General features: G+C 61.2%; 11 protein-coding genes, 1 pseudogene and 1 riboswitch. Of the genes and pseudogenes, 10 read left to right on the top strand and 2 right to left on the bottom strand.

Annotated features, from left to right (window positions below; genetic code table 11):
• The first annotated feature begins 13 nt into the window (after positions 1 to 13).
• Positions 14 to 985 (top strand): Bug family tripartite tricarboxylate transporter substrate binding protein, encoded by a 972-nt coding sequence (locus PJE01S_RS19250; RefSeq protein WP_068835270.1) that lies wholly within the window; start codon positions 14 to 16, stop codon positions 983 to 985.
• Positions 986 to 1,011: 26 nt separating this feature from the next.
• Positions 1,012 to 1,989: a Bug family tripartite tricarboxylate transporter substrate binding protein gene (locus PJE01S_RS19245; protein WP_068835288.1), complete on the top strand. Its 978-nt coding sequence runs from the start codon at positions 1,012 to 1,014 to the stop codon at positions 1,987 to 1,989.
• 85 nt (positions 1,990 to 2,074) lie between these two features.
• On the opposite strand, the gene PJE01S_RS19240 is transcribed toward PJE01S_RS19245, so the two are convergent.
• Positions 2,075 to 2,371 carry an FCD domain-containing protein gene (locus tag PJE01S_RS19240; RefSeq protein ID WP_068835269.1) on the bottom strand — a complete coding sequence of 99 codons (297 nt, stop codon included), beginning with the start codon at positions 2,369 to 2,371 and terminating at the stop codon, positions 2,075 to 2,077.
• Positions 2,372 to 2,938: 567 nt separating this feature from the next.
• On the opposite strand from PJE01S_RS19240, the gene PJE01S_RS19235 reads away from it, so the two are divergent.
• The 8 genes from PJE01S_RS19235 (at position 2,939) to PJE01S_RS26210 (ending at position 13,864) form a co-directional block, all read left to right on the top strand.
• Complete coding sequence (locus tag PJE01S_RS19235; RefSeq protein WP_068835268.1) at positions 2,939 to 3,946, top strand: porin; 1,008 nt, start codon at positions 2,939 to 2,941, stop codon at positions 3,944 to 3,946.
• 104 nt (positions 3,947 to 4,050) lie between these two features.
• Positions 4,051 to 5,058 carry an ABC transporter substrate-binding protein gene (locus PJE01S_RS19230; protein ID WP_157090396.1) on the top strand — a complete coding sequence of 336 codons (1,008 nt, stop codon included), beginning with the start codon at positions 4,051 to 4,053 and terminating at the stop codon, positions 5,056 to 5,058.
• A gap of 418 nt (positions 5,059 to 5,476) precedes the next feature.
• Positions 5,477 to 6,163 (top strand): response regulator, encoded by a 687-nt coding sequence (locus PJE01S_RS19225; protein ID WP_068835267.1) that lies wholly within the window; start codon positions 5,477 to 5,479, stop codon positions 6,161 to 6,163.
• Positions 6,150 to 7,544, top strand: coding sequence for a sensor histidine kinase (locus PJE01S_RS19220; RefSeq protein ID WP_245660862.1), 1,395 nt, complete (start codon positions 6,150 to 6,152; stop codon positions 7,542 to 7,544). Before PJE01S_RS19225 ends, PJE01S_RS19220 begins: the two co-directional genes overlap by 14 nt.
• 19 nt (positions 7,545 to 7,563) lie before the next feature.
• Positions 7,564 to 8,556, top strand: coding sequence for a Bug family tripartite tricarboxylate transporter substrate binding protein (locus PJE01S_RS19215; protein WP_084389644.1), 993 nt, complete (start codon positions 7,564 to 7,566; stop codon positions 8,554 to 8,556).
• Between the two features lie 128 nt (positions 8,557 to 8,684).
• Positions 8,685 to 9,797, top strand: coding sequence for a YncE family protein (locus PJE01S_RS19210; protein WP_068835265.1), 1,113 nt, complete (start codon positions 8,685 to 8,687; stop codon positions 9,795 to 9,797).
• Between the two features lie 78 nt (positions 9,798 to 9,875).
• A riboswitch (S-adenosyl-L-homocysteine riboswitch) is annotated at positions 9,876 to 9,950 on the top strand.
• Between the two features lie 22 nt (positions 9,951 to 9,972).
• The gene (metH, locus tag PJE01S_RS19205; RefSeq protein WP_084389642.1) at positions 9,973 to 12,819 is read left to right on the top strand and encodes a methionine synthase; all 2,847 of its coding nucleotides are present in this window, start codon (positions 9,973 to 9,975) and stop codon (positions 12,817 to 12,819) included.
• 223 nt (positions 12,820 to 13,042) lie between these two features.
• The gene (locus PJE01S_RS26210) at positions 13,043 to 13,864 is read left to right on the top strand and encodes a glycine zipper 2TM domain-containing protein (RefSeq protein ID WP_068835264.1); all 822 of its coding nucleotides are present in this window, start codon (positions 13,043 to 13,045) and stop codon (positions 13,862 to 13,864) included.
• An 84-nt stretch (positions 13,865 to 13,948) separates the two neighbouring features.
• Here the strand turns inward: PJE01S_RS26210 and PJE01S_RS19195 are convergent.
• A pseudogene (locus PJE01S_RS19195) lies at positions 13,949 to 15,259 on the bottom strand (YifB family Mg chelatase-like AAA ATPase); the annotation flags it as partial.
• Positions 15,260 to 15,284 lie beyond the last annotated feature (25 nt).

The raw sequence follows: 15,284 nt of genomic DNA, 5'->3' as shown, positions 1-15,284 counted from the left end.
TGGAGACAAAACCATGAAACGCAAAACCTTTCGCATCCTTGCGGCCGCACTTGTTGCGTGCACTTTCAGCGCGCAGGCGCAGAACAGTTTTCCGGCCCAGCCGGTCAAATGGGTCGTGCCTTATGCCCCTGGTGGCACCACGGACGTGATCGCGCGCCACCTGGCCGTGCGCATGGGGCAGGACTTGGGCCAGCCCGTCATCATTGACAACAAACCAGGTGCCGCCAGCATCATTGGCGCCACCTTCATCGCCCGCTCGGCGCCAGACGGCTACACCGTGGGAACAGCCGACTCCGGTACGCTGGCATTCAACCCCGCCATGTATTCGAGCCTGACCTATAACGCTGAAAAGGACTTCAGCTACATCGGAGGTCTGGGACGCATGCCGCTGGTGTTGGCCGTGCATCCGTCTTTCCCCGCCAAAAACCTGCAGGAATACCTGGCTCAGGTGCGCAAGGCGCCGGGCAGCATCTCTTCGGCCTCGTCGGGCCCAGGCTCGCCGCTGCACGTGGCACTGGAGCTTTTCAAGCAGCGCACCCATACCGACATCCTGCACGTCGCTTACAAAGGTTCAGCGCCCGCGCTACAGGACTTGATGGCGGGGCAGGTGCAGTCCATGTTTGTCGATCTGCCGCCCAGCCTCTCGATGATCAAGGCTGGCAAGATTCGCGTTCTGGCCGTGGCAACACCCCAGCGCCTGTCCATCCTGCCCGATGTGCCGACCATGGCCGAAGCCGGCGTGCCCGGCTTTGAAGCCTACGCCTGGCAGGGCTTCGTCGGCCCGGCAAAACTGCCGGCTTCGGTGGTGGAGCGGCTCAACAAAGACCTGGTGACGGCCCTCAAGGATCCCGGCATCCGCGCCAAGCTCGAAGAGCTGGGCATCCAGCCCATGTCCATGACACCGCAGCAGTTTGCCGAGTTCACCCGCAGCGAACAAAAGCTTTGGGCTGGTGTCATCAAGGCTGCCAACATTCGCCTCGACTGACACGGACCTCGAAGATCACCATCATGATGCATTCCCCTTTGCGCCGCCGCGCGCTTTGTGAAACCCTCGCGGCCCTGGTCGCCGGCGCCGTGTTGCCGGCAGCGGCGCAGTCTGGCGCTTACCCGAACCGGCCCATCGAACTCATCGTGCCCTTCGCCGCGGGCGGTGGCACCGATGTGCTGGCACGCGCTTTGGCCGAGGCGGCGCGCAAGCACCTGCCGCAGAACCTGATTGTGGTGAACAAGGCCGGTGCCAGCGGCGGTGTGGGCTGGGCCGAGTTGGTGAATGCCAAGCCCGACGGTTACAAGCTGGCCATCATCACGGTGGAGCTGACCATGATCCCCCACATGGGGCTGACGAAGATAACGGCCGATGACCTGACGCCGATTGCGCGGCTGAATGCCGATCCGGCCGCGCTGGCTGTGCGTGCGGACGCACCCTATCAAACCATTGAGGACTTTCTTGCCGCCGCCCGCAAGACGGCCGGCAGCCTGCGGGTTGGCAATGCGGGCCCGGGCTCGCTCGGGCATCTGGCTGCGGCGGCGCTTGAAGACAAGACCGGCGTGCGCTTGAACCATGTGCCCTACCGTGGCGCCAATCCTGCGGTGCTGGATTTGCTGGGCGGTCACATCGAGGCCGTGGCCGTCACGCCTGTGGAGGTCGCCACCTATGTCGCCGCAGGCAAGATACGGCCCCTGGCGGTGATCGCGGACCAGCGCATCCAGGCGGGCTGGGAGAACGTGCCCACGCTCAAGGAGCGAAAAATTGACCTGTCCATCGGTGGCTGGCGCGGTCTGGCGGCCCCGAAGAATACGCCGCCCGAGGTGCTGGCGATGCTGCGCACGGCGATCGCGAAGACGCTGCAGGACCCCGCGCTGCGCGAAACCATGGCGAAGCAGAACATGGGTGAAGGCTACCTGGACGAGCCCGCCTTCAAGGCCCTGATCGCGCGCAACAACGCAACCTTCAAACAGTTGATCACCCGCCTGGACATCAAGGGCTGACCACGAGGCGCGTATCCCGTCCGCTGACGGGGCGCGCTTTGTGGCGCAACTGGACAACGCCGCGCCATCTGAAGGCCGGTGTTTTCTACAAGGAAGCGGCCTGAATGGCTGCGGTCTCGCCGCTGTCCAGCAGCCGCTGGTAGTTGTTCTTCAGGATGATGTCGGCGTAGTAGACGTGCTCGCGCATCAACTGCTCGGCACGCGCGCTGTCGCGCTCGATTACGGCTTCCACGATGCGCCGGTGGTCGCCATGCGAGCGCAGGATGATCTTGTGCTCGACGTCCCACAGCACGACGCGGTCTGACGCATAGGGAATGTGCTGGGCCTGTTCGACAAAGCGGCCCAGCCAGGGGTTGCCCGCCACCGGCGAGCGTACCAACATCACCGGCTCCAAGGCCTTCGCCCGGACGATTCTGAATGGCGAATACGAAAAGGCGCTGGTCGTGGCACGCCAGCCAGGGACTCCTCCATGGGCCACAAGATGGCGATGCGGGATTTCCCTAGCCCTGTCTGCCCTCAGCGGACACTTCCAACAGACTTCCGTTTTTGACAGCCTTTTGACAGATGACGCCGATTACATTGCGTCAACATAAAAATTGCTGGAGACAAAGATGGAATCGAAAAGATCTATCCAGGGCATTCCTGCCCGCCACCCCATTCTTCCTGGCCGCGACCATGCACGGCGGCTTCGCACCCATCCCTAGCAAGTGATGGCCGCCCAACGGGCATGGAACGACATGCTTGTAAAAACCGGCAATCACTTGCCGGTCAAGCACTTCCGTCATGGTCGTCAAAAGAACTCCTTTTGCGAGCCTGAAGAGGCCATTGCCTGACCATCAATTGATTTGCCATGAGTGGCAAAGGAGGGCCTTACGCGAGCACCAGGCTGAAGAAATCATGACATCAAGTCATTCAATTCAATCAATGAACGAAAACTAGAGGAGAAGAAATGGAAAAGAAAATTTTGGCGGCCTTGATGGTCACGGCTTGCTCCGGTGGGGCGTTTGCGCAATCGAACGTTACCCTGTCCGGCCTGATGGATCTGCGCTACGTGCATACCACCAACAGCGTTATCAGCACTGACGCCATAGACCCCGGCGACAACAACCGCTTCAAACTCAAGGGAACCGAGGATCTTGGCGGCGGGTTAAGTGCCATCTTCACGCTTGAAAACCGTTTTGACGGCAGCACCGGCGCGCTTGAAGGAAAGAAGGCCGGTCGCGTTTTCTGGCAAGGGGAGTCCACGGTCGGACTGTCGTCGACGCAGTTTGGCACGCTGCGCCTCGGGCGGGCCAATACCCCGATTGCCCAGCGTTCGGGGCTCGAACCGTTTGAAGGCAACACCGTCGGCGATTTGAGCGACTACCAGAAAGCCGGCTATTCGTCTGAAGTCGACGCAAACAACAAGGCCGTCAACGACGGCGGCGGCTCGACGCGTGTCTCCAACAGCGTGTATTACAACAGCCCCAACCTGGGCGGCTTTATCGGCAGCGCCGTACTGGGCGCCGAAAAACAAGGCCTGGACCCAGTGAACCCGGCGAACCCGGCCGTTCCGGGCCACCGTGGCTACAGCCTGGGCGCGCGCTACGCAAGCGGCCCCTTCATGGGCTTGATTGCCTATGAGCGCAACGGCGCCCTCTCAAAGTACGTGCTGGCAGGCGCAACCTATCAGATCGACGCCCTCAAGCTGCTCGTCAGTTATGGCGGCCATACACCGAATGGCGCCTCGCGCATCAACGTCGGCACGGTAGGCGCCACCTACAACCTGACTCAGGCCGGCCAACTGCGCGTCGGTTACGGTACCAACCGCACCACAAAAGATGACAAGGTCGGCCTGGGCTATTACTACTCGCTGTCCAAACGGACCATGTTGTATACCGACGTCGCCCGTGAGCGTATCAAGGCCACTGGCATCAATACGACGGGATTCGACATGGGTATTCAGCATAGTTTCTGACGTCAATAAAGCAAGCATTGCTTGATCGAATCAATGCCGAACGCGACTCTTTTTAGCGCCTGTCAACGGCATGAAAGAGTCGCGCGAAACTTGTCTCTCCAAGGATGAACATGATGCGCAAAAAAACCTTGCTGGCCGCTATGGCCGTCGCTGCAACCGTGCTTGTCGCCCCTTCCGTCCAGGCGGGCGACAAGATTTCGCTGATGGTGGGCGGCTATGAAAAGCATATCTACCTGCCCGCCAAACTTGCCGAGAGTCTTGGCTATTTCAAGGCGGAGGGGCTGGACGTGGAGCTGCTGAACGAGCCGGCCGGCGTTGACGCGGAAAATGAAATGCTGGCGGGCGCGGTGCAGGGCGTCGTCGGTTTTTATGACCATTGCGTGGATTTGCAAACCAAGGGCAAATACGTTGAATCCGTGGTGCAGTTTGCCCATGCGCCGGGTGAGGTCGAGCTGGTTTCCAGCAAGTATCCCAATGTCAAATCCATGGCCGATCTCAAGGGCAAGAACCTGGGTGTGACCGGACTCGGCTCCTCGACCAACTTCCTGACGCAGTACCTGATGGTAAAGGCCGGCGTGCCCATCGATGCCTTTACATCGATTCCTGTGGGGGCCGGCACGACGCTTATCGCGGCCATGACGCAAGACAAAGTTCAAGCGGCCATGACGACCGAGCCGACGATTTCGCGTCTGCTCAAGACGGGCGAGGCGCGCGTGCTGGTCGACATGCGCACGATCGAAAAAACCAGGCAGGCGCTGGGCGGCACTTATCCGGCAGCTTCGCTGTACATGCCCACGGAATGGGTTGAAAAGAACAAACCTACCGTACAAAAACTTGCCAATGCCTTTGTAAAGACCTTGAAGTACATCAGCACGCACAGCGCGGCCGAGATCACTGAAAAAATGCCCAAGGATTTCTATGTGGGTGACAAGCAGAGCTACATCAAGGCGCTGGCGGACGGCAAGGGCATGTTCACCTCGGATGGCGTGATGCCGGCCGGTGGCCCCGAGACGGTATTGGCGGTACTTTCCGGGTTCTCAAAGAATGTCAAGGGCAAGACCGTGGACCTTTCCAAGACCTACACGACTGAATTCGTCAAAAACGTCAAGTAGGTCATCGCATGAGACAAGGGCGGTGTCCCATGGGCATCGCCCTTTTACCTGAAAATACCCATCGGTGATCGCCTGGCACGGTGGCGGCCTGCGCCATTGCAGGGAATACGCTGATGGTGTGCGGGCCAATTTTTTGTAAATTCGCAGCATAATTCAACATGTTCTGCCTTATCCGCGGCAGACCCTGGAAAGATGAAACGGGAGCTGAGGCGAGAGAAAATTTGTGAGTTGGTGACTACCCGCAAACGGTCTTGAGTCAAGAACTTTGCCTCCAGCCATGAAGAACATACAACGTGTATGAGCCGATGCTTTTCATGGCGCAATTTCTGAATGTCCTGGTGCGCAGTCGAACCGCCGATGCAAGGATTTTTAATTCCAACATTCATTGCCCAACTCCATTCAAGGTGACACCAGCTGTATGCGCATACTCCTTGTAGAAGACGGAGAAGAATTGGCCACCTGGCTGATCAAGGCGCTGGAGCAAAGCAATTTCTCTGTCGAATGGAGCAACGACGGCTTGGTGGCCGAAAGGATTCTGGCCACCGAGGAGTTTGATGCCGTCATCCTTGACCTGGGCCTGCCGGGGAAAGGCGGACACGACGTACTGACAGGCCTGCGTGCATCTGATAACCGGGTGCCGATATTGATCCTGACCGCCAGGGACTCATTGACCGAACGGGTTTCCAGCCTGAATGAGGGCGCTGACGATTTTTTGCCAAAACCATTTGTACTGGCCGAGCTGGAGGCGCGATTGCTGGCATTGATCCGCCGTAGCCGTGGCCGCGAGCATCCTCGCTTCAGCTGCGGCAGCTTGACGCTTGACGTCGGTGCCAAGCAATTTCATGTCGGTGAGACGCCCCTGACCCTGACGCCGCGTGAATATGCCATGCTGCATGCGCTGATACAGCGCTCCGGCGAGCCTGTGTCCAAGCAGTTTTTGCTTGATCGGGTATTTCCGCGTGGAGATGATGTCAACCTGGAGGCGATAGAAGTGCTGATCTATCGGCTGAGAAAAAAATTGGCCAGCGGGGCGATACGGATTACCACCATGCGCGGATTCGGCTACTGCCTGGAAAGTGACGCAGAAGGCCGTGAGCACCCTTAAGCGCAAACTGCTCGCCCTGCTGCTGCCCTCGCTCACGCTTTTATTGTGTGGCGAGCTCTGGCTGAACTACCAGGCATTGCAGATCGCCGCGAATTCGGCCTATGACCGTTCGTTGCTGGGGGCCATCAAAGCCATCGATGCCAATATATCGACCAAGACCGGCGGTCTGGGCATGGAGCTGCCCTATACCATGCTGGAGTTCTTTCAGTTGACGGCAAGCGGTTCGGTGTTCTATCGGGTTTCCACGGAAGACGGCCTGGTCACGCTGGGCAATGCAGACCTGCCCACCCCCTCGATTTACCTCCAGTCGGGCGTGCCGCATTTTTACGATGCGCTGTATTTTGGTGAGCCCGTACGCATTGGCATCTATTCCCGTCTGCTGAGCAAGCCCCTGTATGGCGCCGACCCGCAGCGCGTGGTCATACAAGTGGCGGAAAGCATTAATTCACGCACCACTTTTGCGCGGAGCCTGCTACTGCAGGCGGCGCTGCTGGACGCACTGCTTGTTGTCTTGATCGCCTTGCTGCTGGCCGTTGGCGTGGTATTGGTTCTCCGGCCGTTGCAGAAGCTGCGCCGCGAAGTGGCGGAGCGGGCGCAAGACGATATGACGCCTATCAATCCGGCGCAGGTTCCATCCGAAGTACGGCCCTTGGTGGATGCAGTCAACAAGCACGTGGAACGGTATCGGCAGTTGGCTCTAAGCCAAAGTCAGTTCCTGGACGACGCTTCCCATCAGCTTCGCACCCCGCTCGCCGTCTTGCGTACCCAGATCGAATATGCGATGCGCGAACCGGACCTGCCTCGCGTATCTGAAGCTCTTGGGGCCATGCAGCGCTGTATCGACCATGCAACGCGCTCTACCAACCAGTTGCTTTCATTGGCACGCGCCAACAATGCGGGCATGGTTGCAGAATCCATGGCAAGCATTGACCTCAATGTCCTGGCGGAAGATGTGGGGCGCATCTTCTTGCCGGAAGCACGCCGGAAAAAGCATGATTTTGGTTTTGTTGCCGCAAAGCAGAAAATAATGGTCGTGGCGATCGAACCCCTGTTGCGCGAAGCGATTGCCAACCTTGTGGACAACGCCATCGGCCACCTCGCCGAAAATGGGCTCATCACGCTGGCCGTCAGTGGCGATGCCGTCACCGCGAAGGTCACGGTGACGGACAATGGGCCGGGAATCCCGGAAGAGGAGCGCTCCCATATCGGCGAGCGCTTTCGGCGCGGAAAGGCAGCGCAAGCGGGTGGCACGGGGCTCGGCCTGGCGATTGTCAAGACCATCGCTGAATTGCACGGTGGCAAACTCACCGTGAGTGATGGCCCGGACCATATCGGCACGACGATGGCGCTGACTCTTCCTGCCGCCGGAAGCGACCATTAACTTCGTCAGGGTACAAATGATGCACGGGCTTATCACCAGGTTTCGAACTCTGCTTGTCATCACTTTTCTGGCGTCTTTGGTGTGCCCGTCTTTTGCATCCGGCACGCCCGAGTGCATTGCCCCGGCCATGCCCGGCGGTGGCTTCGACGTCACCTGCGAACTGGTACGCGCCGGTTTGCAGGCGGTCCAACCGTCCCTCGAACCCGTGCGCACCACCTATATGCCGGGCGGCGTGGGCGCGGTCACCTTCAACGCTGTCATCGCCCACCGGAATGCCGAGCCCAATACTTTTGTGGCCTTCTCCGGCGGTTCGTTGTTCAACATCGCCCAGGGCCGATTTGGCAAATACACCGAACGGGACGTGAAATGGCTGGCGGCGCTCGGTGTTGACCATGGCGTGCTGATCGTCAAGGACGATTCCCCGTACGCGACACTCGACGATCTGGTGGCGGCGTTAAAGAGGAAGCCGGACGGCGTGGTATTTGGCGGGAGCGGTACTGTCGGCAGCCAGGATTGGATGAAGGCATCGCTGGTCGCCCGGGCCGCCGGCGTCAACTTCAAAAAGATGCGCTTCGTCGGCTTTGAAGGGGGGGGCGAAGCCAATGCCGCCTTGCTCGGCAAGCATGTCGACGTGGTGTCCGGCGATGCGTCGGAAGCGCTTGGCCTGATCAAGAACGGCGCCAAACTACGCATCCTCGTCGTCTTTGCAAACCATCGGTTGCCGGGAAGACTCAAAGATGTTCCGACCTCGAAGGAAGGGGGCTACGACATTGAATGGACCAATATACGTGGCGTGTACATGGGGCCGAAGGTCGCGGAAGCAGACTATCTGCGATGGGCTGGAGTTTTCAACAAAATGCTGGCACAACCTGCATTCGATGCCTTGCGTGAGGAGCGTGGCCTCCAGCCCCTGACCAAAACCGGTGCAGACCTGGAGGTCCTGGTTCGCGAGACTGTCAATAAATACAGAGAACTTGCGTTTCAGTCGGGTTTGCGCATCAAGTCTCCCTGAGTACCTGAGGGATTTCCCTGGCTCTGTCTGCCCTCAGCGGAAACCTCAAAGAGACTTTTGTTTTTGACAGCCTTTTGACAGATGATGCAGATTACATTGCCTCAGCCTAACTATTACTGGAGACAAACATGGAATCGAAACAATCTATCCTGCGCCTTCATAAAACGCGCTCTGCCTTAGCCGCTGCTGCTTTGGCCTTGGTGGGTGCTGCCAGCGTTACGACGCCGGCGGCTGCCTTTGACGGCTGGCACCTGGAAAACGCAACCGCCATTCCAGGCAAGGGCGCCGGGTGGGATTACGTCGCGCTGGATGCCGCTCATAACCACCTGTTTATCGGGCATCGTGGACAAGGCCTGCAGGTGGTCGATATGTCGACCCGCAAGTTGATCAAGGTCATCGGGACGACGGCGAGTGACAGCTCGAACGGTGCGACCCTGATGCCAGAACTCGATCTCGGGATCTCCTATAACGAAAACGGCACGATCACCCCGTTCAAGTTGTCGACGCTGGAGGCGCAGCCTTCCATCAAGCTCGGCGACGAACTGGATGCGACCCACTACGATCCGGCGACCAAACGCATTGTCGTCAACATGGCCGCAGGCAAGGATGGCACGGAGCTGATCGTGCTGGATGCGCCGTCGCTCAAGGTCGCTGGCACCATCAAGGTCACGACCAAAAAGCCGGAACATGCCGAAGCCGACGGCAAAGGCAATTTCTACATGGCGTCCCGGGATGAGGGTTCGGTCTATCGCATCAACACCAAGGACATGAAGGTGACCGCCCAGTGGCCGACGCCGGGCTGCGCCCAGACCAATGGCCTGGCGCTGGATGCCGCCAACAACCGGATTTTCCTGGGTTGCCGCGGCAGCGCCACGGTCAAGCCGTCGTTTGCGGTCATGAACGCCGAAACGGGGGCCATCATCTATACCCATGAAATCGGCGGCGGCAATGACGACGTGATTTACGACGCCGAGCTGAAACGTGTCTTTCTGGCCAACGGCGTCAACGCTGTCATGAATGTCTTTGAACAGGTGAACGCCGATACCTACAAGCCGTCGGAAGCGGTGGGAACCCAGGCCGGCGTGCGCACGATGGCGATCGACCCGAAAACCAAGAAAATCTACGCGGTCACGGCCGAAGGCAGTGCGGACTATTCCAAGAAGATCACGACCAGCGTTTCACCCTATTACGCCAACACGTTCTTCACGGACAAGTTTTACGTGCTGACCTACAGCAAATAAACGCCGATGCGCCTATGGCCCATCGGGCCTTTGGCGGCAGTATTCGCGGCCGGATTTGGCAGTTCTGTAAAATTCCCTGAATCCAAGGAGCGTTGCAGCGTCGCTGAAATTCGGCCGCGTCAGGCTTGGATGTTCCAACGGCGCTCACCTGACTTCTGTTTTTACAGGTGAGACCATGTCCGAAATTCAAGTCCCCCCCATGAAGCTGTCCGGCCTGGAGCCGGTCAGCATTGGCGCCGCCTATTCAGCTGAGGACGGAGCTGAAGGTCTGTCCCCAAGCGCCACGTTTGTCAACATCGGCGAGCGCACCAACGTCACCGGTTCCAAGGCCTTCGCCCGCATGATTCTCAATGGCGAATACGAGAAGGCGCTGGTGGTGGCGCGCCAGCAGGTGGAAAACGGCGCGCAGATCATCGACATCAACATGGACGAGGCCATGCTGGACAGCCAGGCCGCCATGGTGCGTTTCCTGAACCTGATCGCCAGCGAGCCCGACATCGCCCGCGTGCCCATCATGATCGACAGCTCCAAGTGGAGCGTGATCGAGGCCGGCCTGCGCTGCATCCAGGGCAAGGGCATCGTCAATTCCATCTCGATGAAGGAAGGGCTTGAGCCCTTCAAGCAGCAGGCCAAGCTGCTCAAGCGCTACGGCGCGGCCGCCGTGGTCATGGCCTTTGACGAAAAAGGCCAGGCCGACACCTACCAGCGCAAGATCGAAATCTGCGAGCGCGCCTACCGCGTGCTGGTCGACGAGGTCGGTTTTCCGCCGGAAGACATCATTTTTGACCCCAACATCTTCGCCATTGCCACGGGCATCGAGGAGCACAACAACTACGCGGTGGATTTCATCGAGGCCACGCGCTGGATCAAGGCCAACCTGCCGGGGGCCAAGGTCTCGGGCGGCGTGTCCAATGTGTCCTTCAGTTTCCGCGGCAACGACCCGGTGCGCGAGGCGATTCACACGGTGTTCCTCTATCACGCGATCCAGGCCGGCATGGACATGGGCATTGTCAACGCCGGCATGGTCGGCGTCTATGACGACCTGGAGCCGACCTTGCGCGAGCGCGTCGAAGACGTGGTGCTCAATCGCGCACCTAGCTACCAGCCGGGCGAGGCCGAGCTGACGCCCAGCGAACGCCTGATTGAAGTGGCCGAAAGCGCCAAGAGCGGCGCCAAGGACGACAGCAAGAAGAACGAATGGCGTGCGTTGCCGGTGCGCGAGCGCCTGTCGCACGCGCTGGTGCTCGGCATGAACGAGTTCATCACCGAAGACACCGAAGAGATGTGGCAGGCCATCAAGGCCGAGGGCGGCCGGCCGCTGCATGTGATTGAAGGCCCGCTGATGGACGGCATGAACGTCGTCGGCGACCTGTTTGGCCAGGGCAAGATGTTCTTGCCGCAGGTGGTGAAAAGCGCCCGCGTGATGAAGCAGGCGGTGGCGCACCTGCTGCCCTACATCGAGGCCGAAAAGCTGCAGCTGGAAGCCGCCGGCGGCGACGTGAAAACCAAGGGCAAGATCATCATTGCCACGGTGAAGGGCGATGTGCACGACATCGGCAAGAACATCGTCACGGTGGTCTTGCAGTGCAACAACTTCGAAGTCGTCAACATGGGCGTGATGGTGCCCTGCCACGAGATCCTGGCGCGCGCCAAGGTCGAGGGCGCCGACATCGTGGGCCTGTCCGGCCTGATCACGCCCAGCCTGGAAGAGATGCAATACGTGGCCGCCGAAATGCAGAAGGACGACCATTTCCGCATCAAGAAAATCCCCCTGCTGATTGGCGGCGCCACCACCAGCCGGGTGCATACCGCGGTCAAGATCTCGCCGCACTATGAGGGCCCGGTGGTGTATGTGCCCGACGCCTCGCGCAGCGTGAGCGTGGCGCAAAGCCTGCTGTCCGACCAGGCCGCGAAATACATCGCCGAGGTCAATAGCGATTACGACAAGGTGCGCACCCAGCACGCCAACAAAAAGCAGGTGCCGATGTGGCCGCTGGCCAAGGCCCGCGCCAATGCCACCCCCATCGACTGGGCCGGCTACACGCCACCCGTGCCCAAATTCATCGGCCGGCGCGTGTTCAAGAACTTCGACCTGGCCGAGCTGGCGCAGTACATCGACTGGGGACCTTTCTTCCAGACCTGGGACCTGGCCGGCCCGTTTCCGGCCATCCTGAAAGACGAGGTGGTGGGCGCCGAGGCGGTGCGGGTCTACGCGGACGCGCAGCGCATGCTCAAGCGCCTGATCGAGGGCCGCTGGCTCACGGCCAGTGGTGTGATTGGCCTGTACCCGGCCAACAGCGTGGGCGATGACATCGAGATCTATGCCGACGAGTCGCGCAGCGAGGTGGCGATGACCTGGTACGGCCTGCGCCAGCAAACCGAAAAAACCGCGGTCGACGGCGTGATGCGCCCCAGCCGCTGCCTGGCCGACTTCGTGGCGCCCAAGCTGCTTGCTCCTGAAGTAATAGCTGCTCGCGCCCGTAAAACGGGGGCTGCAGACCAAAATGATTCAAGAATTGCCGATTACATCGGGCTTTTTGCCGTGACCGCGGGCCTGGGCGCGGAGAAGAAGGAAAAGTACTTTCTGGACGACCATGACGACTACTCGTCCATCATGCTCAAGGCGTTGGCCGACCGCCTGGCCGAGGCGTTTGCCGAAGCCATGCATCAGCGCGTGCGCCAGGACCTCTGGGGTTATGTGCCCGCCGAAACGCTGGACAAGGACGCGCTGATCGCCGAAAAATACCAGGGCATTCGTCCGGCGCCCGGTTACCCGGCCTGCCCGGACCACAGCGTGAAAAAAGACATGTTCGAACTGCTGCGCGCCGATGAGGTGGGCATGGCGCTGACGACAAGCCTGGCCATGACGCCGGCCGCCAGCGTCAGCGGTTTTTACCTGAGTCATCCCGAGAGCACCTATTTCAATGTGGGCAAGATAGGCGACGACCAGTTGCAGGACCTGGCGCAGCGCCGTGGTGCCAAGGCCGAGGATTTGCAGCGCCTGCTGGCACCGAATTTGTAATCTTGGGCGGGTATTGGCGGGGGCGTCTTTTGCCGGGTGCTTTACGGCGCTTTTACCGATCCGCTGGCTGCGTTTACAAATAGACACGCGCGGCTGACCGGGCCTGTGTACCTTTGGGCGATGTCGCACGTTCAAAAGGGTAAGCACTGTCAGGTGCTGCTCTGGGCGTCGCCTTTTGAGCGCCGATGGATGCAATAAATGTTCACCAAGGAAGGTCCCCTCCATGACAAGCTCCGCTGATAACCTCCAACCCGGCCAGCAGCCCGCTTCGGCCGGCAACAAACCCCTGTGGGCTGCCGTGGCCATTCTGGGCGCGGCCGTGCTCGCCATGGGCGGCACCATGATTTACAACCAGCGTGCGCAGGCGCCGGCAACCCCTGTGGCGGCCATTACCCCGGCGCCGCAAACCGTGACCGCACCGCCGCTGGCGGCGCCTGCGGCTTCAGTCGGTGCCACCGACGACCTGGTTGAAAAACCGGCAGCGGCACCGGCCAAGCCGGCAGCGGCGCCGGCACCTGCCAAAAAAGTGGTGAAACCGGTGCCCAGGCCGGCTCCTGCCCCCAGCTATTCCGGCGTTTCGCCGGCACCCGCTCCCGCGCCTTATCCCGCCCCGGCGCATGTCGCGGCGGCGCCGGTGTGTGCGGTGTGCGGCTCGGTGGAGTCGGTCACGCCGGTTGAGCGTTCCGCCAAACCGGCCGGCCCTGGCGTAGGCGCCGTGGCCGGCGGCGTGCTGGGCGCCGTGTTGGGCAACCAGATCGGCCAGGGCGGTGGTCGTACGGCAGCCACCATTCTGGGCGCGGTCGGCGGCGGTTTTGCCGGCAATGCGATTGAAGGGAAGATGCGCAAGGAAATCGTATACCAGGTGGGCGTGCGCATGGAAGATGGTTCGCACCGCATGGTGGAAGTCGCGCAGGCGCCCGGTGTCGGCAGCCGCGTGACCGTGGAAGGCGGCACCCTGCGCAGCAGCGATGGCGTGACGTACGCGCCCAAGCCGGCGCCAGCGCCGGTTGCCGCCCAGCCCTCTTCACCCTCCGACGGGCATTGATGCGCCTTTGAAGGCCCTGGTCACCCGGATGATGGTGAATCCCGCCATCCGGTGGCCCTTGCAGGCATCCCGCCCATGCGGCGCTCAGTGCACCGCCTTGAGTGCGCGGCGGTACTGCACGGCTTCAGCCACATGCGTGACCTGAACCGTGGCCGCTCCCGCCAGATCGGCAATGGTTCTGGCCACCTTCAGGCAGCGGTGAATGCTGCGGCCTGACCAGCCCAGGCGCGCCGCGGCCGTGTTGAGGAATTTTGCAGAGGCCTCATCCAGCTGGCACTGCGCATCAATCGCCTGCCCTTCCAGCGCCTGGTTGGTACTGCCCTGCCGGGTGATGGCGCGCGCTCGCGCCTGAACCACCCGGCTCCTGATGGCCGCGGTGGCTTCACCGGGCGGCGTGTTGACCAGTTCGTCGGCCGCCAGGGCACCGACCTCCACGTGCAAATCGATCCGGTCCAGCAGCGGGCCGCTGAGCTTGCCCTGGTAGCGCGAGACCTGGTCGGGCGAACAGCGGCAGGCACGCAAGTGGGAGCCCAGGAAGCCGCAAGGGCAGGGGTTCATGGCCGCCACCAGCTGAAAGCGCGCCGGAAACTCGGCGCGCTGCGCCGCCCGCGAGATGGTGATGCTGCCGGACTCTAGCGGTTCACGCAGGGCTTCCAGCGCCGCCCTTGGAAACTCGGGCAACTCGTCCAGAAACAGCACGCCCCGGTGCGCCAGCGAAATCTCGCCGGGGCGCGGAGGTGAGCCCCCACCTACAAGGGCGACCGCGCTGGCCGTATGATGCGGGGCGCAGGTTGGCCGGACCGCCCAGTTCTCCAGCGAAAAGCGCCCACCCAGCGAAGCGACGGCCGCGCTTTCAAGGGCCTCCTCCGTGGTCATGGTCGGCAACAGGCCGGCAAAGCGTTGCGCCAGCATGGATTTTCCCGAGCCTGGCGCCCCCATCATCAGGACGCTGTGCCCGCCGGCGGCGGCAATCTCCAGCGCCCGCCGGGCTGCGGCCTGGCCTTTGACGTCGGCGAGGTCTGGGTAGACGGGCTGCTGCTGCGTGGAGGTCGGCGCTATCCGTGTCCAGCCATCCAGGGCTTCCGGTGCGGCATCACCCGGCAGAAACTGCCTGACCACATCCAGCAAATGGTGGGCGCGGTAAATTTCGGCATCGGGCACCAGCGCGGCTTCCTGGGCGCTGCCTTCGGGCAGCACCAGCTTGGGTAGCGTCTTGGCACCCCTGTTGCCAGGCTGGGCGACAGCCAGGCTCATGGCCAGCGCGCCCCTTACCGGCCGCAAATCGCCGCCCAGGGACAACTCGCCGGCAAATTCATAGCCTTCGAGCTTGCGCGCATCCACCTGGCCACTGGCGGCCAGAATGCCCAGGGCAATCGGCAGGTCAAACCTTCTGGAACGTTGCTAACAGTTAGGAGGGCGT

The organism is Polaromonas jejuensis NBRC 106434, assembly GCF_001598235.1.
In the GTDB taxonomy this organism is placed as follows: domain Bacteria; phylum Pseudomonadota; class Gammaproteobacteria; order Burkholderiales; family Burkholderiaceae_C; genus Polaromonas; species Polaromonas jejuensis.
This window is presented reverse-complemented; position numbering and strand designations above follow the sequence as displayed.